This is a genomic window from Lysobacter sp. 22409, assembly GCF_052045105.1.
Taxonomy (GTDB): domain Bacteria; phylum Pseudomonadota; class Gammaproteobacteria; order Xanthomonadales; family Xanthomonadaceae; genus Lysobacter; species Lysobacter antibioticus_B.
Window position 1 is genome coordinate 24449 of sequence record NZ_JBQEOE010000028.1, and the last position, 21018, is coordinate 45466.

Consider the following 21018-nt stretch of genomic DNA (forward strand, 5'->3'; position numbering starts at 1 on the left):
GTAACGGCCGAGACTGGCCAAGATCGATCCGCGCTCGCGCAGCAGCACAGCGCTGCAGGAATCCCGCATCGCCCTTGGTTTCTTATGCCGAATCAAACGTTTGGCCCCCAGTCGTGGTCCGTCTGGCAATTCGCGCAAGCGTCGAATCGGGGCCCGGCATCTGCGGCGGATGCGGGCGCACTCGTGCTTGCATCCGCTGCCACAACGGCCGGAGCTTGTCGGGCAAAGGACGGCCACGCTCACCGGCACACGGCGGCGAATTGCTGCAAGCGCACAATCCGCTTGCGCAAACACACACTTTGACGCAGCCGACGGACGCGCGAATGCGGCCACGGCCCGTCGCTTCGTTCGTGGGCGCGGTACAACGCAGTCGCCGGACTGCGATCGCTGCCGTCGAACCGCCGCGCTGCCCTCTCCGCGCCGCAGACTCCGTCCTTGAATCACTCCGACGATGCCGCGCCAGGGGACAAGAAATTGCGCCTGGAAGACATCGCCAAGAAGGCCGGTGTTTCGATTTCGACGGTTTCGCGCACTTCGAACGGCGGCGCGCGCGTGAATGCCGAAACCCGCCTGATGATGATCAGCCTGACCCAGCATGCCCGGCACGCCGCGCCCGGCCGTCGGCGCGCTCGCTCGATGCCGGCCAATGCCGCCAGCGACATGCTCGCGATCGGCGCGATGCGCAGGCTGAAGCGCCACGGCCTGCGCATTCCCGAGGATGTGGCGGTGGTCGGCTACGACGACGTCGAGATCTCCACCTACACCCGCCCCACACTCTCGACCGTCCGCCAAGACCCGGTCCAGGCAGGCCGCCTGTTGGTCGCAAAAGCGCTGCTCGCCCACGAGGGACAGAAGCCGACCTCCCAGCGCCTGCCTCTGCGACGCGTAGGGAACCCGTTCGAAGGCCGGCTGGCCAGGAGTTCAACCCAAGCTCGACCGTCACCCGCCCATGCCCCGGCACAAAACGCGTGCGCTCGGCCGCATTCGCCATACGGCGGAGCGCGGACATGCGATAGCTCCGGCATCGTTACCCGGCAGGACGTTGAGTCTGGGAAAGGCCTTGGCCTCGAACGCCGATGAATATCGGCAGCGTCCATCCCGCTGGGATGGAGGACCGCGCGCCCTGCGTGAGGCAGCCGGTCTTTAGAATCTAGTGGTCGGGACGGCCGGATTTGAACCGACGACCCTCTGCCCCCCAGGCAGATGCGCTACCAGGCTGCGCTACGCCCCGACGTGTTGCTAGATCTTTTCCCGAGAAATCCGTTCTCGCGAAATCCGCTCTTGCGAACGGGCGGCAAGTATAGCCGTTGCCGCCGGCAATGGGGAATCGGGAGTGGAGAATCGATGGACCGCGGTGCCGCGTCCGATCCCCCACTCCCGATGCCCGAATCCCGGCGGCCCTTCAGCGGCGCAGCAGTTGCAGGACTTCTTCTAGCTCCATGCGCACCTGCTTGACGATCTGCGAGCTCAGCGCCGATTCGTCCTTCGCCGAGTCGCCTTCCAGGCGCAGGCGCGCACCGCCGATCGTATAGCCCTGCTCGTACAGCAGGCCGCGGATCTGGCGCACCATCAACACCTCGTGGCGCTGGTAGTAGCGGCGGTTGCCGCGGCGCTTGACCGGATTGAGCGTGGGAAACTCGGTCTCCCAGTAACGCAGCACGTGCGGCTTGACGTCGCACAGCTCGCTGACCTCACCGATGGTGAAGTAGCGCTTCGCCGGGATCGGCGGAAGTTCTCGGTTACTGCCCGGGTCAAGCATGCTCGCCTCCGCTGTAGGCTTCGACGCGTTCCTTCAGTTTCTGGCCCGGACGGAAGGTCACCACCGTACGCGCCGAAATCGGGATCTCCTCGCCGGTCTTCGGGTTGCGACCGGGCCGCTGGTTCTTGCGGCGCAGATCGAAATTGCCGAACCCCGACAGCTTGACCTGCCGTCCCTGCTCCAGAGCCTCGCGCAACGCATCGAAGAATGCGTCGACGAACTCCTTGGCCTCGCGCTTGTTCAGCCCGACTTCGTCGAACAACCGCTCCGCCATTTCCGCTTTCGTTAGTGCCATTTTGTCCTCTGCGCGACGCCCGGGCTGGGACCGGAGCCGCAATCGCCACACGCCTCGCGAGTACTCACGTGCGCAACCGGGCGCCGTGTTCGCGTTCCACCGCTGCCGTCACTTCGGCCACGACCGCGTCCACATCCCGATCGGTCAGGGTGCGCGATTCATCCTGCAGAATCAAGCCCATAGCGAGACTCTTGAATCCGGTTTCCACGCCCTTGCCCTGGTAGCGGTCGAACAGGACCAGCTCGCGCAGGCTGGGGCCGGCGGCCGCCTGAACGGTGGCCTGGATGGCCGACCACGCCACCGATTCGGCGACGATGAAGGCCCGATCGCGGCGCACCGAGGGGTACTTGGACAAGGCCGCGGCCCTGGGGATGGCGCGCTCGACCAGCGGCGCCAGGTCCAGCTCGAAGGCGACCACGTCCTGATCGAGGTCCAGCGCCTTGAGCAGACGCGGATGCAGCTGGCCGATCCAGCCCAGGCGGCGCTCGGCGCCGCCGTCGACCCGGTAGACATCGGCCGAGCGGCCCGGGTGGGCCCAGGGCTGCTGCGACGGACGGTAGTCCAGGCGCGCACCGGCGGCAGCGGCCAGGCTGTCGAGGTCGCCGCGCAGGTCGTGGAAACCGACCGGGCGCGCGCTGGCGCCCCATTGCTCGGCCTGGACATCGCCGCAGACCGCCGCGGCGATGCGCTGGGTTTCCAGCGGCGAAGCGGCCGGATTGGCACGGAACACGTTGCCGAGCTCGAACAGGCGCACGCGCGCCTGCTGGCGCGAGGCGTTGCGGGCCAGGGCTGCGACCAGCCCCGGCAGCAGCAGGGTGCGCATCACGCCGAGTTCGGCGCTGAGCGGGTTGGCCAGCGGCACCGCGCCCTCGCCGGCCTGCCACAGCGCCAGCCAGGCGGCGTCGACGAAGGCGTAGTTGACTGCTTCCAGATAATCGCGCGCGGCCAACTGGCGGCGCACGGTCGCGGCATCGACGCGGGTCTCGCTCGGAGCGACCAGGCGCGCGGAACCGGCCGGCAAGGTGGTCGGGATCCGGTCGTAACCGTGGATGCGGGCGATTTCCTCGATCAGGTCTTCCTCGATCGCGATATCGAAGCGTCGGCTCGGCGGCGTCACCCGCCAGCCGTCGTCGCTGGCTTCGACGGTCAGGCCGAGCGCACCGAGGATGCGCTCGACTTCGGCGTCGGCCACGGTCAGCCCCAGCACACGCGCCAGGCGCGCGCGTCGCAGCCTGACCGGTTGCGGATGCGGCAAATGCTCCGGCAGCGCCGACTCGCTCAGCGGCCCCGGGGTGCCGCCGGCGATGTCGAGGATCAGACGGGTCGCGTATTCGATGGCGATGCGCGGCAACTCGGGATCGACGCCGCGCTCGAAACGGTGGCCGGCATCGGTGTGCAGGCCGAGCTTGCGGCCGCGGCCAATGATCGCGGCCGGGGCGAAATGCGCGGCCTCCAGGAACACGTTGCGGGTCGCATCGGTGACCCGGCTGTCGAAGCCGCCCATGATGCCGCCGAGGGCGATTACGCGCTGCGCGTCGCCGCTGCCGTCGGTGATCGCCAGGAACGACTCGTCGAGGCTCACGGTCTGGCCGTTGAGCAACTGGGTGGTCTCGCCGGCACGGGCATGGCGCACGCCGACCGGCCCCTGCAGGGTGTCGCGGTCGAAGGCATGCATGGGCTGGCCGATTTCGAGCATCACGTACTGGGTGACGTCGACCAGCAGCGAGACCGGACGCACGCCGCTGCGGCGCAGGCGCTCGGCCATCCACACCGGGGTCGGCGTGGTCGCGTCGAGGCCTTCGATCACGCGGCCGCAATAGCGCGGCACGTCGGCGCCGGCGTCGAGCTCGACCTGCAGGCTCGCGGCGATGGCGGCCTCGATCGGCGCGACCTGCAACGGGCTCACCGCACTGCTGGTGGCCGCGGCGACGTCGTAAGCGATGCCGCGCACGCTGAAGCAATCGGCGCGGTTCGGGGTCAGCTTGATCTCGATGCTGGCATCGGGCAGCGCGAGATATTGCGCCAGCGGCGTGCCGACCGGGGCGTCGGACGGCAGTTCGAGCAGGCCCGAAGCATCCGGGTCGACGCCGAGTTCCTTGGCCGAACACAACATGCCGAAGGACTCGACGCCGCGCAGCTTGGCCGCCTTGATCGCCAGGCCGCCGGGCAGCGAGGCGCCCACCGTGGCCAAGGGCGCGATCAGGCCGGCGCGCGCATTGGGCGCGCCGCAGACGATCTGCACGATGCCGTGGCCGGTATCGACCTGGCAGACCTGCAGGCGGTCGGCTTCGGGATGCTTCTCGGCGCTGACGATGCGGGCGACGACCACGCCGTCCAGCGATTCGCCCAGGGCGACGACTTCTTCGACTTCGAGGCCGATCGCGGTCAACGTCGCAGCGAGCTGCTCACGCGTGGCGGTGGTCGGCACATGCTGACGCAGCCAGTTTTCGGAGAATTTCATGGGAGGCCGGGAATCGGGAATAGGGAATGGGGAATCGGACGGCGCTACGCGGGTCGGGGTGGGAGTGTGGGAATCGGAGCTCTCGCTCTTACGATTCCCTATTCCCCATTCCCGATTCCCGCCTCAAGCAAACTGCTTGAGAAACCTGACATCGTTCTCGAAGAAACTGCGCAGGTCGTCGACGCCGTAGCGCAGCATGGTCAGGCGCTCCACGCCCATGCCGAAGGCATAGCCGGTGTAGCGCTCCGGGTCGATGCCGACATTGCGCAGCACGTTCGGATGGACCATGCCGCAGCCCAGCACTTCCAGCCAGCGGGTGCTGCCGTCGGGCTGCTGCCAGGCGATGTCGACTTCGGCCGAGGGCTCGGTGAAGGGGAAATAGCTCGGGCGGAAGCGCATCTCGAAATCGCGCTCGAAGAACGCGCGCACGAATTCGGCCAGGGTGCCCTTGAGGTCGGCGAAGCTGGAGTGTTCGTCGATCAACAGGCCTTCGCACTGGTGGAACATCGGCGTGTGGGTCTGGTCGCTGTCGCTGCGATACACCTTGCCGAGCGCGATCATGCGCAGCGGCGGTTTGTTCTGCAGCATGTAGCGCACCTGCATGCCCGAGGTATGGGTGCGCAACAGGCGCGCGACGCCGGCCTCGTCGGGTGCGAAATAGAACGTGTCGTGCATCGCCCGCGCCGGGTGATGCGGCGGGAAGTTCAGGGCTTCGAAGTTATGCCAGTCGTCCTCGATCTCGGGACCGTCGGCGAGCTCGAAACCGAGGCGGCCGAAGATGTCCGCCATGCGCTCCATGGTGCGGCTGACCGGGTGCAGGCCGCCGCGCGCGGCGTCGACGCCGGGCAGGGTCACGTCGATGGTTTCCGACGCCAGCCGCGCATCGAGCGCGGCATCGTCGAGCGCGATCTTGCGCTCGCCCAATGCGGCGGTCAGCGCGTCGCGCGCCTTGTTGATCGCTTCGCCGGCAGCCTTGCGTTCTTCGGCCGGCAGGGTGCCGAGCTGCTTGAGCTGGGCGGTGACGCTGCCGGACTTGCCGAGCAACGAAACGCGCAGCGCTTCGATCGCATCGGAAGACGCCGCCGCGGCGATCTCGTCCAGCGCCTGTCGGGTCAGTGCTTCGATTCCACTCATCGCCTTTCCAATCTCTTAGCGCCCGACGCGGATGTCGCCGGGCATCGTCCTCGGACCGTCGCTGCGGCGAACAACCGGACCCCGCTGGCGGTGGCGCTGTCGGGAACCGAAGCGCGGCGACCGCAAGAACGGATGGATTCGGCTTTGACCGAGCGACGAGCGGTACAGCAGCCTGCCGTTGCCGCGAACAAACCGCGGTAGCGACCGGATCGAACGACCCCGCCGGAAACCCGCCGCGGAATCCGACGATGGATCCGAAAGCAGGGCCTGGGAACGGGGCCCAGAAACGACAATGGGGAAGGACTTGCGCCCTTCCCCATGCCTTAACCTTGTGCCCACGTCGCGAACCTCGTGCATCGGCACTCGGCTCGGACGGGGAATGAAGCAGGTTACGCCGCGAGCGCGCTCTTCGCCTTTTCGGCCAGCGCCGCAAAACCCTTCGCGTCGTGCACGGCGATATCCGCCAGCACCTTACGGTCGAGGGTGATGCCGGCCTTCAGCATGCCGTTGATGAAACGGCTGTAGCTCAAGCCGTTGATGCGGGCCGCCGCATTGATGCGGGTGATCCACAGCGAACGGAAATTGCGCTTCTTCTGCTTACGACCGATGTAGGCGTACTGCAGAGCCTTCGTGACCGCCTGCTTGGCGACGCGGAAGACCTTGCGGCGGGCGTTGTAGTAGCCCTTGGCCTGCTTCAGGATTTTCTTGTGACGGGCTCGTGCCGTTACACCACGCTTAACTCGTGCCATTTTCTATTCTCCTCACAAATACGGAAGCATGCGGTCCAGACGGCCAGCGTCCTCGGCACGAACGTGGTTCGTCTGCCGCAGGTTGCGCTTACGCTTGGTCGCTTTCTTGGTGAGGATGTGGCTCTTGTTGGCGTGGCCGCACTTGTACTTGCCGGAAGCGGTCTTCCGGAAGCGCTTGGCTGCCGCCCGATTGGTCTTGATCTTGGGCATTGCGATGTCCTTTCGGAGGTTTATGTCACTGGCCTGGGCGGTGGCACCGATGCGCGCAATGCGCTGGCCACTCTTTCCGTCCTGCCCTTGCCGGCTTGTAAGTCGTTGATCTGAAACGAATCTACGACAGGTCCGTGATGCTGCATACAACAACCCCGGCGAACCGGGCCGCATAGTATGCGCGAGGCCGGAAGCTTACGCAAATCAGCGGCTTACGAGGCTCGGTTCGCGGCCGGGCCGGCAGGCCGGCGATGCCTGGCCACAGGGCCGGGACGGGGCCCGGCCAGGGCCGAATGCGCGAAACCTCCGCGCCGGCCCGCGGCCCGATCTTCGATGCGGCCGTCGATGCGGGCCGTCGTGCGGCGAGCGCCGCAGCCGCTGTGCGGGGGCGATCGACACGGTTCGCAGCGCCGGTTCGCGGCGCTACGAAGAAGGGCCGCTTTCGCGGCCCTGTGCAGGCTTACTGCTTTTTCTTCGGCGCGATCATCATGACCATCTGCCGCCCTTCCAGTCGCGGACGCGACTCGACGACGATGTCCTCGCCCAGGTCGGCCTCGATCCGGGCCGCCATCTCGCGACCGAGTTCCTGATGGCTCATCTCGCGGCCACGGAAACGGATGTTGACCTTGACCTTGTCGCCCTCTTCCAGAAAACGGCGCATGTTGCGCAGCTTGATCTGGTAGTCGCCTTCGTCGGTCACCGGACGGAACTTGAGTTCCTTGATTTCGACCTGCTTCTGCTTCTTTTTGGCCGCATTGGCCTTCTTCTGCAGTTCGAACTTGTACTTGCCGAAGTCCATGATGCGGCAGACCGGCGGATCGGCATTCGGCTGAATCTCGACAAGATCCAGCGCCTCGTCCTCGGCCATGCGCAAGGCTTCGTCGCGCGTAAGCACGCCGATCATTTCGCCATCGCTGCCGATCACGCGTACGCGCGGTACGCGGATCTCGTTGTTCTTACGATTCGGCTTCTCGGGGGTACTGATTGTTGCAATCTCCAAAGTGGATACGCTGTTTGCGCATCGGGCCGTCCCGGGCTCGGACCGGGACGGGATCTGTACGAGCTGCGCGCGGTTAGCCGACGTTCTCGCCGTTCAAACGCGAAGCGAACTCGGCGACGGTCATCGTCCCCAGGTCCTCCCCACCCCGCGTACGCACCGCAATCATGCCATTGTCCTTCTCGCGGTCGCCGGCCACAAGCAGGTACGGCACGCGCTGCAGCGTGTGCTCGCGAATCTTATAGCCGATCTTTTCGTTCCGCAAATCCGACTGGACCCGGAACCCTTGATTTGCAAGGAGTTTCCGGACTTCGTCCACATAATCGGCCTGGGCGTCGGTGATGTTCATCACGGTGGCCTGAACCGGGGCCAGCCAGGCCGGGAACTGGCCGGCGTGGTGCTCGATCAGGATGCCGATGAAACGCTCCATCGAGCCGACGATGGCCCGGTGCAGCATGACCGGGGTGCGGCGCTGGCTGTTCTCGTCGACGTATTCCGCGCCCAGCCGGCCCGGCATCATGAAGTCGACCTGCATCGTGCCCAGCTGCCAGGTCCGGCCGATCGCGTCCTTGAGGTGGTATTCGATCTTGGGGCCGTAGAAGGCGCCCTCGCCCGGCAGTTCCTGCCATTCGACCCCGCAGGCGCCCAGGGCGCTGCGCAGGGCCGCCTCGGCCTTGTCCCAGGTGGCGTCGTCGCCCAGGCGCGAGTCCGGGCGCAGGGCGATCTTGATCTGGATGTCCTCGAAGCCGAAATCGCCGTACACCGCCAGGGCCTGGCGGTGGAACGCGGTGACCTCGGACTCGATCTGGTCTTCCAGGCAGAACACGTGGCCGTCGTCCTGGGTGAAGCCGCGCACGCGCAGGATGCCGTGCAGCGCGCCGGAGGGCTCGTTGCGATGGCAGGAGCCGAACTCGCCGTAGCGGATCGGCAGGTCGCGGTAGCTGTGCAGGCCCTGGTTGAACACCTGGACGTGGCCCGGGCAGTTCATCGGCTTGACCGCGTAGGTGCGCTTCTCCGACTCGGTGAAGAACATGTTCTCCTTGTAGTTGTCCCAGTGGCCGGACTTCTGCCACAGCGACACGTCGAGGATCTGCGGGCAACGCACTTCGCCGTAGCCGCTGTCGCGGTAGACGCGGCGCATGTACTGCTCGACGACCTGCCAGATCGACCAGCCCTTCGGGTGCCAGAACACCAGGCCCGGCGCCTCTTCCTGCAGGTGGAACAGGTCCTGCTGCTTGCCGATGCGGCGATGGTCGCGCTTCTCGGCTTCCTCGATACGCTGGATGTAGGCCGCCAGCTGCTTCTTGTCGGCCCAGGCAGTGCCGTAGACGCGCTGCAACTGCTCGTTCTTGGAGTCGCCGCGCCAGTACGCGCCGGAAATGCGGGTCAGCTTGAAGGCCTTGAGGAAACGCGTGTTCGGCACGTGCGGGCCGCGGCACATGTCGACGTATTCCTCGTGGTAGTACAGGCCCATCGCCTGCTCGTCGGGCATGTCCTCGACCAGGCGCAGCTTGTAGTCCTCGCCGCGCGACTGGAACACCGAGATGACCTCCTCGCGCGGCGTGACCTTCTTGATCACGTCGTAATCCTTGTCGATCAGCTGGACCATGCGCTGCTCGATCGCGGCCAGGTCCTCGGGCGTGAACGGACGCTCGTACCAGATGTCGTAATAGAAGCCTTCGTCGATGACCGGGCCGATCACCATCTTGGCGGTCGGGTACAGCTGCTTGACCGCGTGCCCGACCAGGTGGGCGCAGGAATGGCGGATGATCTCGACGCCTTCCGGGTCCTTGGGGGTGATGATGCGCAGCTTGGCGTCGTGATCGATGCGGTCGCTGGCGTCGACCAACTTGCCGTCGACCTCGCCGGCCACGGTGGCCTTGGCCAGGCCGGCGCCGATCGAGGCGGCGACGTCCATGACGGACACGGGATGTTCGAATTCGCGGCGGCTGCCGTCGGGGAGCGTAATGGCGATCATGGCGGGGTCTTCGTAGGCTCGAGCGTTGGTGAGTGACCGCCCCAGCCGGCAGCGCCCCTTGCGAGGGCGGATCTGCGGCGGCGGCAGCGACCCGGAATCGGGAGTCGGTGCGAAACAAACAGCGGGGAGCGGCGAAACCGGTGGGATCGCCCGACGGGCAACCCCGGATCGGGCAGCGCCAGTGGAGACGCCGACAAGCCGGCGGCAAGAAAAAAGCGCCACGAAGGCGCCTGCATCTGCGGGGCCTCGGGCGATTCAGCGATGGGCGCGGGTAGTGTCCATGTCGCACGCTAGGCCGGCGGTTCGCGCGGGCCACCTCGGGTTCGGGAACGGCCCAGTGCCGATCCAGACAGCAATAGTTGGGGACGCGGGCAGCCAAGTCAACGGCGACAGGCCGGCCGGCTCAGCAGATCCGAGCCCAGCCGGGCCGGCGCCGGTGAATCAACGCCGGGAATCCTGCCACTGCTCCGCGAAGCGGCGTGCCGCCGTGGAGGAAATATGGTCGTCGTCCCAATACAGCGAGAACCCGTCTCGCAGGACGCCGCAGGACTCTGCGCTGCAGAAGTAGGCCTCCGGGTCGACCACCTGCACGTTCGGGTAAGTCGCCGCCACGGCATAGAGCAACCTGCGCGACCGCTTGGTGCGCGCCGCATAGTGCGCCCTGGGTTCGGCGCAGGATTGCAGCTTGCCGAGATCGATGCACTGCTGCGCGCGTGCGGCGAGCTCGGGAGTCGGGCCCATGATCAAAACGCGCTCGGCCAGCCCGCTCGCGATCGCCATGGTTTTCATGAACGCGCTCTCGAATTCCGCCGCGCGCGCATCGCCGAGGAACGACGACCATCGCGCGGCGACGATCAACGTGTGCGGCCGGGACCGCCCGAGATACGCCAGCGCCATTCGATTCGAGGCCTCGCAAGCCGGCGCCTTCGACTCGTATCCCTTGACGCCGGCGAACCCCAATGCCGGACCGCAAGAATCGCGAGTGATGTTGATGGCGGCGCGATCGGCGATCTCCCAGGCGAACGGCTGCCATGCCAAGGCATGAGAATCGCCCCATATCACCGTATCGATCGCCTCGCCGGACGAGGCGCACACCGGATCGGGAGCCGCCGGCACCGGCGACGAACTGCTGGCATGGCAAGTCGCCATATTCTCGGGGCGGTCGCGCGACGCGCGCGCACCGGCGCCCTTGCCGTTATCGATATAGCCGACTAACCCTAATAGCCCCATGGCGAGCGCGGCCGATATCGCAGTACCTGCACTAATCGTCCGGACCGGGCCGGCGCCGACCATGCCGCGAAAGGGCCGTTCGATCCAGCGATAACTGAGCCAGGCCAAGACGATGGCGGCGAAGACCAGCCCTGCCTTCAGCTCGGGCGACATCGCTCCGATGCTTCCAGCCTTGGCGATCGCCAACAACGGCCAATGCCACAGGTACAGCGAATACGAGATCAAGCCGACGAATACCATCGGGCGTGCGCGCAACAGGGCACCCGCAGCCCCCAAACGGCCATCGACATGGATGCTCCACAGGATCAAGGCTGCGCCGGCGACGGCGGGCAGCGCGCCGAGCCCAGGGAAGCGCCCCGGCAGAAACGCCACGAACAACGAGATCACCGCCAGGGCCACGCCCGCGTAACAGGCAAGCAGCGCTCCCCTGCCCGTTCGCATCGGCGACATCGCGACCAGACCGCCGGCCGCCAGCTCCCAGAATCGCGTCGGCATCTGATAGAAGGCCGCGTCGTTGCCGGCGCCGATGAGGCGCTCGGCCGCGACCAAGGAGGCCGTCGCCAGGCACAAGGTCAGTGCGATCATCCACGGCCGCCGCAGCCGCAGCAGGCCCAGCAACAGCAGCGGCCAAAGCAGGTAGAACTGCTCCTCCACGCCCAGCGACCACAAATGCAGCAAAGGCATGGCGCCGGAGTCGGCGTCGAAGTAGCCGCCGGTTCGCGACTGGAAGAAGAAATTCCCGACGAAGAGCAAGCTGGCCGCGCCCGATTGCGCCACGGTGCGCTGATCGTCCGGAGATGGCACATACAGCGCCGTCGCGACGACGGTCGCGATGCATACGACGATCAGCGCCGGCAGCAGCCGCCGCGCTCTGCGCGCATAGAATCCGAGAAAATCCAGGCGCTTCCGCTCGTCCCATTCGCGCAACAACAGGCGGGTGATCAGGTAACCCGATATCGCGAAAAAGATATCGACTCCGACGAAGCCGTTGTCGAGCAGCGGCACCCCGGCGTGATAGAGCACTACGCCGATCACCGCGATCGCACGCAGACCATCGATTTCCGGACGATAGGCCGGCATGCCCGGACCCGGATGGCGATCCGCTCTCATACCCATCAGTTCGTCGAATTCGCCATGACCAGCCCCGCCCCGGACCGCGCCGGAGCTCCCGAGTTTCGCGATTGCCACGGCCAGACCGGCCGGCCGGATTCCCCATGAGCCACGCGGCAATGCGTGGCGCACACATCCTATCGCCGCACGCCCGGCCGCGCCAAAAAACAGAAAGGCCCGGCTTGCGCCGGGCCTTTCGTCACCGAATTGGTGGGCGGTACAGGGTTCGAACCTGTGACCCCTACCATGTCAAGGTAGTGCTCTACCGCTGAGCTAACCGCCCGTCGCCGTATTGCCCGAAACCTTCTGCAAACTCCCCGGCGAGGGGCGCGCAGTGTAGCCCAGCCTGCGACGGCGAGCAACCGTTTTTCGTTTCGGCCGAGCAGGCCGCCCTCATGCCGCGAACCCGGCGTCCTTGAGCCGGCGCAACTGGTCGCGCACCGCCGCGGCCTCCTCGAACTCCAGATCGCGGGCGTGCTGGTACATCTGCTGCTCCAGGGCCTTGATCCGGGCGGCGAACTGGGACGGGCTGAGCGCGGCGTAATCGGCGGCCTCGTCGGCGACCTTGCGCCCCTTGCCGCGGGCTTTGAGGCCGTCCGGATCGACGCGCGCGCCTTCCATGACGTCGACGATGGTCTTGCTGACCGACTTTGGGGTGATGCCGTGCTCGGTGTTGTACTCGACCTGCTTGTGGCGACGGCGGTCGGTCTCCTCGATCGCCTTCTGCATCGAGTTGGTGACGCGATCGGCGTACAGGATCGCCTTGCCGCGCAGGTTGCGCGCGGCGCGGCCGATGGTCTGGATCAGCGAACCGGCCGAACGCAGGAAGCCTTCCTTGTCCGCGTCGAGGATCGCTACCAGCGATACCTCGGGCATGTCCAAGCCCTCGCGCAGCAGGTTGATGCCGACCAGCACGTCGAACTTGCCCAGGCGCAGGTCGCGGATGATCTCGACGCGCTCGACGGTGTCGATATCCGAATGCAGGTAGCGCACCTTGACCCCGTGCTCGGCGAGATACTCGGTGAGGTTCTCCGACATCCGCTTGGTCAGGGTGGTGATCAGCACGCGGTCGCCCATCGCGACCCGCTCGCGAATCTCGCCGAGCACGTCGTCGACCTGGGTCGCGACCGGGCGGATCTCGACCTGGGGATCGATCAAGCCGGTCGGGCGCACGACCAGTTCGGTCACCTGCCCTTCCGACTTGCGCAGCTCGTACGGCCCCGGCGTCGCCGAGACGAAGATCGAGCGCGGCGAGCGGCCTTCCCACTCTTCGAACTTCAAGGGCCGATTGTCGAGCGCCGACGGCAGGCGGAAACCGAACTCGACCAGGGTTTCCTTGCGCGAGCGGTCGCCTTTATACATCGCGCCGATCTGCGGAATGGTCACGTGGGACTCGTCGATGACCAGCAGAGCGTCCGGCGGCAGATAATCGAACAGGCACGGCGGCGGTTCGCCCGGCATGTGCCCGCTCAAGTGCCGCGAGTAGTTCTCGATGCCGTTGCAATAGCCGACCTCGGCCAGCATCTCCAGGTCGAACTGGGTGCGCTGGGCCAAGCGCTGGGCTTCGACCAACCGGTTCTGGGCGTAGAGCAGCTCCAGCCGTTCGCGCAGCTCGTCCTTGATCGTTTCGATCGCATCGAGCACCGTGCGCCGCGTCGTCACGTAATGCGAGCCGGGATAGATCGTGTACCGCGGGACCTTGCTCAAGGTTTCGCCGGTCAGCGGGTCGAACAGGGTCAGGTTCTCGATCTCGCCGTCGAACAGCTCGACCCGCAGGGCCTCCGAGTCGCTTTCGGCCGGGTGCACGTCGATGACCTCGCCGCGCACGCGGTAGGTCGCACGGCGCAGCTCGGTGTCGTTGCGGGTGTACTGCATTTCGGTGAGGCGACGGATCAGCTCGCGCTGGTCGATACGCTCGCCACGGACCATGTGCAGGACCATGCGGAAGTATTCGTTCGGGTCGCCGAGGCCGTAGATCGCCGACACGGTGCAGACGATGATCGCGTCGCGCCGCTCGAGCAGGGCCTTGGTCGCCGACAGGCGCATCTGCTCGATGTGCTCGTTGACCGAGCTGTCCTTCTCGATGAAGGTGTCGCTCGAGGGCACGTAGGCCTCGGGCTGGTAGTAATCGTAGTAGCTGACGAAGTACTCGACCGCGTTGTGCGGAAAGAACGCCTTGAACTCGCCGTACAGCTGCGCGGCGAGGGTCTTGTTCGGGGCCATGACCAGGGTCGGCTTCTGCACCGCCTGGATCACGTTGGCGACCGTATAGGTCTTGCCCGAGCCGGTCACGCCGAGCAGGGTCTGCTGGGCCAGGCCGTTGTCGAACCCCTGGATCAGGCGCTCGATGGCCTGCGGCTGATCGCCCGCGGGCGAATAAGGCGCGACCAGCTGGAAACCGGGGGACTGCTGACTGTCGTCCATCATGCGACCCGAGCGTTGCGAGTCGTCCAGTTTAGCCAAGTCGGTCGCAGCGGGTGCGACCGGTGCCCCCAACGGCGAAGGCCCGCTCCAGGAGCGGGCCTTCGAGGGCGTCCGAACTACCGGCACTCGAAGATCAATTCAGGTTCCAGCATTCTTTCCGCGGAGCATCGTTTGGCGTTTTCACACCGGTATTGGTAAGCCCGAGTGTGCCGCACTTGTCCTTGTCCTGGCCGGTACTGGCGCTCGGCACGGCCTGTAAGCTGAATGCACTGGCGCTGGGCGCCCCGTTCAAAGAAATCGTGTATTGGGGCGTATCCGCCCCTTGTGGAGACTTGGTCGGTGCGCCGATCACGGCCAAATCCGCTCCGACATAGGTATTTCGCATCGTGTAGAAACGTTCCATTGCCTGAGCCGCTTCGGCCAAGTCGGCCTTGGCTTGGCCGCGACGGCTCTTGCGCACGCTGTCCTGATAGGCCGGCACCGCGATGCCGGCCAGGATGGCGACGATGGCCACCACGACCATCAACTCGATCAGCGTGAAACCCCGCTGCAGGCGCTGTGCCGCTTTCGCAAACTGCTGCTTCATGTCGGTTCCTCGTTATCGGATCTGGCGCCAGGACTGGCGGCCGCAGGGTCGGGGCAGATAGATAGGCTGTGACCCGGAGGTCTGCACCATCACCGAGCACTTCGAAGCAACCGCTTGAGCGATCTGCTCGTCGGTCGCAGTAACCGGCAGGATATCGGTCTTAGGCGTCGCCACCACTGCGATGTCCTTGACCGGCGCCGAACCCTTGCCGCTCGCCTGGCCCTTCAGCTTGACCGCGCCGACCTTGTCGCCGAAACGATTGCCAGTCGCCGAGCCGACGCGCGCATTGGCCAAACCGCCCGCGCCGCTGAGTGCATCCAAGCCGTACAGCCAGTTGTTGCCGTCGGTCGAACAACCGTCGGCGCTGTTCGGATCGTAGGTCGGGAAGAACAAGATGCCGTTCTGCAGGCGTGGATTGCCAATGAAGCGCTCGCCTTTCGCGACCGGATTGCCGGTGCCCGCGCTGTCCACGCCGAGATTGATGTACCACCCCTTCTTGGTGGCATCCAGACGACTGTCCGTCATATAGCGCAGCATCGCACCAGAGGAGTCCCTCTCCTCTTTGATGAACTGCGCCTGCAATTCGCTGCGGCCGGCGACGACCGCGCCCCGGTCGATAATGCCGTAAACGCTCTGCATCGCCTTGTCGCTGGGGTCGTCGCTGAACGAGAAGCTGCCGGTACCGAACAGCACCATGACGTCGTTGCCGACCGTGGTGACTTCGAGGCCGCCGAGGATCGGCTGGCGCAAGGCATAGTCGTCCTTGTAGCGCGCGATGAACAGCGGCTTGCCGCCGAGGGCGACCGAATTGTCGCGCAGGTCGAACTTCCAGACCGCACCGTTGAGATCGCCGGCATACACGGTGTCTGCGAAACCGTCGCGAACCTGAGTGGTACCGGTACCTTGATAGCGGTCGATCACGACGACATTGCCGAGACCATTCTTAGTCCGGGTCGGCAGGGTACCGCTGGTCTCGGTGGCGGTGATCCGGGTCACCTTGCCGTCGGCGATGTCGACCAGGAACAGCACGGCCTTGCCGTTGACGCTGTCGTAACCGTTGCCGAAGATCGCCTTCCACTTGATCGCACCGCCGGCTTCCTTGACCGGCACGATCGCGATCTTGCCGAGCACGCTGCCGATGTCCTTGCCGCCGTTGGCGTCGCTAACCTTGTCGTTGATCTCCCACAGCACGTTCAAGGAGGTCTGGTTCGTCACATCCAGTGCGAACACGCCACGGCCACCGGCGCCGACACTGGCTGCCACCACGGTCTTCCAGGCACTGCCGTCGTGCGCGTCGGATACCGTCACCAGGCCGTCGACGTAGTAACGGTGCTGGAACACCTGGTCGTTACGGTCCGCGGCGACATAAGGGAACAACAGATTGCCCATATGGCCCACCGACGTAGCCGGGATGTAGGCGAAAGCCTCCTTACCGTTGGAACCGTCGAAAGCGTGGAACATGCCGTCGTTCGCGCCGACATAGACGAACGGCTCGCGAGTGCTGGTGCGCTTGGTCGTCAAATAATTGGCGTAGTTCAGCACGTCGCCGGTCGCACCGTCCGCGCTGCGCAAGCCGCGATAACCGTAATCGTCGCCCTTCGCGGAGATAATCGGAGTCGAATTGACGATGTCGCCGAGCAGGGTCGTACGCTTGCGCAACTTGCCGCCGTCATTGGCCCTGTCGCCGCGCAGGTAGGCCACCGCCTCGGCGCCGGTCACGCCGCCGACGATACGGTTGAACTTGCCCGCACAATTCTGCAATGCATCGGCGCACAACGCGGTCTGTACCGCGGCATCGGTAGCGCCCAATGCGGACGCGGCGAAATCGACTACGGTCGGCTTGACGTTGCCGCCCGCGGTCGTTCCGAACCTGACCGTACGACCCGCCGAATTGATCTGACTGGCAGCTTCCCACTTGGTGGTGAAGGTGATGGTGCCGGTGATGGGATTGTTCTGCGCGGTATACGCGGTCAAGCGGCTGAACCAGTCGGTGCCGCTGTTCGCCGACTCATAAGTCGGTTCGACCGATAAGGTATTGCTACCGACACGGGAACCGCTCAGACCGATCGTGCCCGAAGGCGTCGCGCCGCCGCCGACCGAAGCCAGGATCTCGCGCATGGCCGAGGTAATGTCGGCGGGGGTGCTGGCATTGATAAATTTGCCACGCGCGTTCATCGTCGCATGCCAGATCTCGTCCACGGTGCTCGGGGCGTCGTTCTGATAGGCGCGCCAGGCAGGGTATCCGGCCGGCGTGTACGGATCCGGCGTGTTCGTGACCGGGTTGTAGGTCTTCCCGTAGATGTCGCCCTTGGCGCCAAGCGTGATCCCATAGAAATTCATGTGGGGATCGGTACGACAATCGAGCTTGGGATCGTTCGGCGTGGTCTTGCAGGCCTCAGGCACCGGCACCATGCCCAAGCCCAAATCGCTGCGCAACCTTGCTTTGTAATACTTGGCCGCGATATCCGCCAGCGTATCGGCGTGGCCGTCGGCGAGCGGCGCCGGCATATCGGCATCCAGACTACCTACGCTCGGGCCGCCGTCGTTGCTGTAGCCGTCGGTGAACAGCATGCCTGCATTGATCTGGCAGCCGAACCTGATCGGAGCCTTGTCCTTGAGGGGATTGTCCGGGTCTTGCGGGTCCCGCTCCTTTCCGCGCATGAATTGCTCGCCGATATGCTGGACAGCCCAACGGTTCGGCGTATTACCGTCCGCCTTCAAGGTCAACAAATCGGTCGTATAGAGCGCCGCCTTATCCGTCGCGACCGACATATCGCGCATGGTGACTTTCGGATAGTTTCGCGTATCCAGATCGCTGTTGATCGTGAACATGCCGACGCGCATCTTCTCGGTCCTCTCGAGAGATTGCGTCATTGCGGCTTTCATCGCGCGATTGCGGTTGCCGTAGAAACTGAACCAATTGGCGAAGTTCTGCAGCGCCGCGTCGAACTTGGTCTGAGAAGAGAAATTATCTTTATGGATCTTATAGCGGTACAGGCTGCACCCACTACCGCAAGCATTCACCGCCTCTGGAGCAGCGCCGGTATAACCCCACGCGGCACCGGCCGTAGCAGACTTGAGATAAACCACCGCCGGGTAATACTCCATCGCAACTTCGCAGTTGCCGGTCATGGTCAACGCCGAATTCAACGTGCGCCACGCCCCTCCGCCGGTCAGCCCGCCGCAGTTATTGTCCTGCCAGGTCCGATAGACCGTGCCAGTAGGCAAGGTCGTGCCTCGCGGAATATAGAAGTAATCGTCGCGGGTCGCGTTCGAACGCCAATTCGAGGCAAGACTGATCGTCGGGCTGGCGAGGTCGGGATCGACACGGGTAGCGGCCGTACTGGCCTGCGGATAGTCGACGATCTCATTGGCGCCGTTTGGCCGCTTCCAAGGCGTATAGGTCACCAGCGGATTGAAGTAGGCAGGATTGACGTCCGGCGAACGTGCAAAACCGAAGTTATCGATCGGCGCGATCGCGCGGCGTTCGGCGGTACCGATGCGGTAGCCGGCCGACGGGATGTTGTGGTGGAAATTGTCGAGGTCGAAGCTATCGCTCTGAGTGCGCGGGCGGGCGCTGGCCCCGGTGCCGATGAAATAGCCGTTGGTCGCCGCCGCATCGTTCTCCCAGAACGCCGCGCCGTCCTTGCCCGGGAACAGGGTCTGGAACCTCATCGAGCCCGAATCGTCGACCGCCATGATGAAGGCCGGCGGCACCGTGATCGAAGAATTCAACGGCACCTGTGCCAGCGAGCCGCCGGCCTGGATGGCGTTGGCGTTGTAGAGCCAGTAGCCGCCGCCGGCAAGCGCCAGCACGAGCGGAACGGCGATGTATACGCGCGGGGAAGTCATGGCGATACCCTCAGGGCACGAAAATGGTGTCGATGACGGCGTCCGAACCCGGATTAGCGCCGCGATCCACGGCGTAGGCCGTGACTTGGAAAATCAGATTGGTATTTTCGCTGATCGGTGCGGTGCCCATGCCGATGCCGGTGCCGCCGGAGACGCACTCGTCGATGCGACGGGTATAGCTGAGCTTGGCCGGCAGCGGGTTGGCGTACTTGAGCGTCTCCGCCCACGCCGAGGGGTCGAAGCCGGCGGTGCAGACCGATTCGTCCAACTCGATGGACTCGCCGCCGCCGCTCTGCACCTGGCGCTGCAGGTCGCTCTCTTTGCCGCGCGCACGGCCCTCGGCGTTCTGGAACGCCATATTGGTCGAGCGATAGCTGGCGGTCATGCGCTCCTGCAGTCCGGTAACCTGCATTGCGGTGATGCCGATCAACGCGAGCAGGATCAGCATGATCAAGGCTACGTACAGCACCGCGCCCCGCTGAGTGCGGGCCCCGGTAAACGGTCGAGGACGGATCGTATTCATGGCGGGCCTCAATTTCCGTACAGCCGATTGCGCAAGGCGATATTGGTTTCGTACACGGTGCGGTAGCGCTGGTCGTTCGGCAATGTCAGCTGGGTACCGAGCGAGCGCGGCGCGGTCGTGCGTTGCTGCGCCGAAGCCGGGTCGGTGCTGCGGATCAACAGGCCGACCTGCATCCCGCCGACACGCTGCCAGCCGCCGCTGCTGTCGCTGGCCGGCAAGAGTCCCGCCGCCGTACGGACGCCGTCGATGACGCCGGTCGGAGGCTGCGCCGGATCGGTAATCGCGTCCTGCGCAAACAGCAACTGCATGTTCTCGACGCTCTCGACGATTTCCTCCGCGATACCGCCGTCCAGCGATACCGCCGCGGCACCCGGGGCCGCGTTGAAGCGGGCCCGGAACAAGGTCGGTTCCTTCATACCATCGGGCCGAACCTTCAAGCCGATGTAGTAGACGAGGCTCTCGGCGCGATACAGACGCGCCTGGCCGGAAGCGAACGTATCCGACCCGTCGAAACTGATTTGATTGACGCCGCTGCTGCCCACGGTAACGACCTTGGCGCCGGTAACGTCGGCGAGCGCACTGGCTTGGAACAGCACCACCGACCGACAGTCTGCGATGCCGAACAAACCGGGATTTTCGACGGCCTTCGTCAGCACGCCCCATTGTGTCGAATTGACTCGGATGGTCGCGGGATTACCGGTGGTAAAGCCCGTGACCTCGGCGCTCTCGGGCGACAAGAAACGCAGCACCAGGATATCGCTGCCGCGGATCGGCTTCGGGTTCAAGGCGGCAAAAAACTGACTCTCCACTGTGGGCACCCAGTCACCAGCGCTGCCTTCGACCGGGTTAGCCGACAGATTCAAGGTATCCGTGGGCCCACTATTGGCAGCTTCGTACCCACGTACCGAGTAATCGAAACGCAGCGGCAGGCGATCGACGGGGACAGTCGTGTAATTGCTGCGATCGCTGAGGAACAGTTCCCCAAACATCCCGTTTCCGGCATAGAAGTGCGCCTGATCGGAGACACAGCCGAAATGCCCGCTCATGCGCGCATCGCGCTGCAGCGCATCGATCGCGAAACGCGAGCTTTCCTGGGCTCGTGCCAGGCCCTGCGCCATCTGGTAGGAGGCGCGAGAGGCCGAGAAGATCTCCACCAGACCTAGCATCAGCAGGCCGCTCAGCAGCAAAGCCACCATCAGCTCGATCAGCGACAAACCCAGTTGCGGTCGACGGCTCACAGTGCGCTCTCCATCAGGAATTCGGTTCCAGTGCCGCTGACGCCTCTCCAACGCTTGTCGTCGTCCCAAGTTATTAAGATGCTGACGGTCTTGTCGGGGTTGACTTGAACGACCGCCTTGCCGCTCTCGCCCAAGGCCTCGCGCATCCGGCAAGTGAAGGCCGCCTTGCGGTCGTCCGGCGTCACCTTATTGATTTTGGCGCAACTCGCGTTCGCGGTCGCCGACGAAGCGAGGTAGGTCCCGCTGTATTTGGCCGCCAGCAGGCGGTTCGAACGGATATCGTCGAGCAGATCGCTGGAGAGGTTGGTCGCGATGGTGCGCTGGTTTGCGCTCTGCGATAGGCGCAGATTGGTCGTTTGCAGCATCGCCAGGCCGAGCAAGCCCAATCCCAGCACAAGTACTGCGATCAGGACCTCGATCAGACTGAGGCCGCGCTGCGCCCTCACGGACGTCATGCCGGGCGAAAGTCGAC

General features: G+C 65.1%; 16 protein-coding genes and 2 tRNA genes. 1 reads left to right on the forward strand and 17 read right to left on the reverse strand.

The genetic code is table 11. The annotated features are described in order from the left end of the window. Positions 1 to 435: 435 nt before the first annotated feature. Complete coding sequence (locus tag ACTJJK_RS14735; protein ID WP_440730597.1) at positions 436 to 1080, forward strand: LacI family DNA-binding transcriptional regulator; 645 nt, start codon at positions 436 to 438, stop codon at positions 1078 to 1080. Between the two features lie 74 nt (positions 1081 to 1154). Here ACTJJK_RS14735 and ACTJJK_RS14740 read toward each other — a convergent pair. From ACTJJK_RS14740 to pilV, 17 genes are all read right to left on the reverse strand, one after another. Then, positions 1155 to 1231 (reverse strand) — tRNA-Pro (locus ACTJJK_RS14740). Between the two features lie 171 nt (positions 1232 to 1402). Next, positions 1403 to 1759, reverse strand: a complete 357-nt coding sequence (locus ACTJJK_RS14745; RefSeq protein ID WP_031370382.1) for a MerR family transcriptional regulator — start codon at positions 1757 to 1759, stop codon at positions 1403 to 1405. Beyond that, the gene (locus ACTJJK_RS14750) at positions 1752 to 2054 is read right to left on the reverse strand and encodes an integration host factor subunit alpha (protein WP_031370383.1); all 303 of its coding nucleotides are present in this window, start codon (positions 2052 to 2054) and stop codon (positions 1752 to 1754) included. Before ACTJJK_RS14750 ends, ACTJJK_RS14745 begins: the two co-directional genes overlap by 8 nt. Positions 2055 to 2118: 64 nt before the next feature. Beyond that, positions 2119 to 4515 (reverse strand): phenylalanine--tRNA ligase subunit beta, encoded by a 2397-nt coding sequence (gene pheT, locus ACTJJK_RS14755; RefSeq protein ID WP_031370384.1) that lies wholly within the window; start codon positions 4513 to 4515, stop codon positions 2119 to 2121. 123 nt (positions 4516 to 4638) lie between these two features. Next, positions 4639 to 5649, reverse strand: a complete 1011-nt coding sequence (gene pheS, locus ACTJJK_RS14760) for a phenylalanine--tRNA ligase subunit alpha (RefSeq protein ID WP_031370385.1) — start codon at positions 5647 to 5649, stop codon at positions 4639 to 4641. A 389-nt stretch (positions 5650 to 6038) separates the two neighbouring features. Continuing rightward, entirely contained in the window at positions 6039 to 6398 is a 360-nt protein-coding gene (gene rplT, locus ACTJJK_RS14765) for a 50S ribosomal protein L20 (protein WP_031370386.1), read from the reverse strand. Between the two features lie 12 nt (positions 6399 to 6410). Further along, positions 6411 to 6608, reverse strand: coding sequence for a 50S ribosomal protein L35 (rpmI, locus tag ACTJJK_RS14770; RefSeq protein ID WP_027083463.1), 198 nt, complete (start codon positions 6606 to 6608; stop codon positions 6411 to 6413). Between the two features lie 460 nt (positions 6609 to 7068). Beyond that, on the reverse strand, positions 7069 to 7602 hold the full coding sequence (gene infC, locus ACTJJK_RS14775; RefSeq protein WP_200875790.1) for a translation initiation factor IF-3: 534 nt from the start codon (positions 7600 to 7602) through the stop codon (positions 7069 to 7071). A gap of 79 nt (positions 7603 to 7681) precedes the next feature. Further along, positions 7682 to 9583, reverse strand: a complete 1902-nt coding sequence (gene thrS, locus ACTJJK_RS14780) for a threonine--tRNA ligase (RefSeq protein ID WP_223621219.1) — start codon at positions 9581 to 9583, stop codon at positions 7682 to 7684. Positions 9584 to 10024: 441 nt separating this feature from the next. Further along, positions 10025 to 11893, reverse strand: coding sequence for an acyltransferase family protein (locus ACTJJK_RS14785; protein WP_031370389.1), 1869 nt, complete (start codon positions 11891 to 11893; stop codon positions 10025 to 10027). 238 nt (positions 11894 to 12131) lie between these two features. Then, positions 12132 to 12206 (reverse strand) — tRNA-Val (locus ACTJJK_RS14790). A 110-nt stretch (positions 12207 to 12316) separates the two neighbouring features. After that, the gene (gene uvrB / locus ACTJJK_RS14795; RefSeq protein WP_223621220.1) at positions 12317 to 14347 is read right to left on the reverse strand and encodes an excinuclease ABC subunit UvrB; all 2031 of its coding nucleotides are present in this window, start codon (positions 14345 to 14347) and stop codon (positions 12317 to 12319) included. Positions 14348 to 14480: 133 nt separating this feature from the next. After that, entirely contained in the window at positions 14481 to 14933 is a 453-nt protein-coding gene (locus tag ACTJJK_RS14800; RefSeq protein WP_031370391.1) for a type IV pilin protein, read from the reverse strand. A 12-nt stretch (positions 14934 to 14945) separates the two neighbouring features. Beyond that, positions 14946 to 18785 carry a pilus assembly protein gene (locus ACTJJK_RS14805; RefSeq protein WP_031370392.1) on the reverse strand — a complete coding sequence of 1280 codons (3840 nt, stop codon included), beginning with the start codon at positions 18783 to 18785 and terminating at the stop codon, positions 14946 to 14948. Between the two features lie 10 nt (positions 18786 to 18795). Next, positions 18796 to 19308, reverse strand: a complete 513-nt coding sequence (locus ACTJJK_RS14810; RefSeq protein WP_031370393.1) for a pilus assembly PilX family protein — start codon at positions 19306 to 19308, stop codon at positions 18796 to 18798. Between the two features lie 8 nt (positions 19309 to 19316). Then, positions 19317 to 20546 carry a PilW family protein gene (locus ACTJJK_RS14815; protein ID WP_031370394.1) on the reverse strand — a complete coding sequence of 410 codons (1230 nt, stop codon included), beginning with the start codon at positions 20544 to 20546 and terminating at the stop codon, positions 19317 to 19319. Then, entirely contained in the window at positions 20543 to 21001 is a 459-nt protein-coding gene (gene pilV / locus ACTJJK_RS14820; protein ID WP_031370395.1) for a type IV pilus modification protein PilV, read from the reverse strand. The genes ACTJJK_RS14815 and pilV overlap by 4 nt, the downstream gene beginning before the upstream one ends. Positions 21002 to 21018 lie beyond the last annotated feature (17 nt).

What these genes read in the sequence shown, in the direction of transcription:
- ACTJJK_RS14805 (WP_031370392.1), bottom strand. Translation starts at nt 18,785, where the DNA reads ATGACTTCCCCGCGCGTATACATCGCCGTTCCGCTCGTGCTGGCGCTT.
- thrS (WP_223621219.1), bottom strand. Translation starts at nt 9,583, where the DNA reads ATGATCGCCATTACGCTCCCCGACGGCAGCCGCCGCGAATTCGAACAT.
- pheS (WP_031370385.1), bottom strand. Translation starts at nt 5,649, where the DNA reads ATGAGTGGAATCGAAGCACTGACCCGACAGGCGCTGGACGAGATCGCC.
- ACTJJK_RS14800 (WP_031370391.1), bottom strand. Translation starts at nt 14,933, where the DNA reads ATGAAGCAGCAGTTTGCGAAAGCGGCACAGCGCCTGCAGCGGGGTTTC.
- pheT (WP_031370384.1), bottom strand. Translation starts at nt 4,515, where the DNA reads ATGAAATTCTCCGAAAACTGGCTGCGTCAGCATGTGCCGACCACCGCC.
- ACTJJK_RS14750 (WP_031370383.1), bottom strand. Translation starts at nt 2,054, where the DNA reads ATGGCACTAACGAAAGCGGAAATGGCGGAGCGGTTGTTCGACGAAGTC.
- ACTJJK_RS14810 (WP_031370393.1), bottom strand. Translation starts at nt 19,308, where the DNA reads ATGAATACGATCCGTCCTCGACCGTTTACCGGGGCCCGCACTCAGCGG.
- pilV (WP_031370395.1), bottom strand. Translation starts at nt 21,001, where the DNA reads ATGACGTCCGTGAGGGCGCAGCGCGGCCTCAGTCTGATCGAGGTCCTG.
- ACTJJK_RS14785 (WP_031370389.1), bottom strand. Translation starts at nt 11,893, where the DNA reads ATGCCGGCCTATCGTCCGGAAATCGATGGTCTGCGTGCGATCGCGGTG.
- ACTJJK_RS14745 (WP_031370382.1), bottom strand. Translation starts at nt 1,759, where the DNA reads ATGCTTGACCCGGGCAGTAACCGAGAACTTCCGCCGATCCCGGCGAAG.
- uvrB (WP_223621220.1), bottom strand. Translation starts at nt 14,347, where the DNA reads ATGGACGACAGTCAGCAGTCCCCCGGTTTCCAGCTGGTCGCGCCTTAT.
- rplT (WP_031370386.1), bottom strand. Translation starts at nt 6,398, where the DNA reads ATGGCACGAGTTAAGCGTGGTGTAACGGCACGAGCCCGTCACAAGAAA.
- rpmI (WP_027083463.1), bottom strand. Translation starts at nt 6,608, where the DNA reads ATGCCCAAGATCAAGACCAATCGGGCGGCAGCCAAGCGCTTCCGGAAG.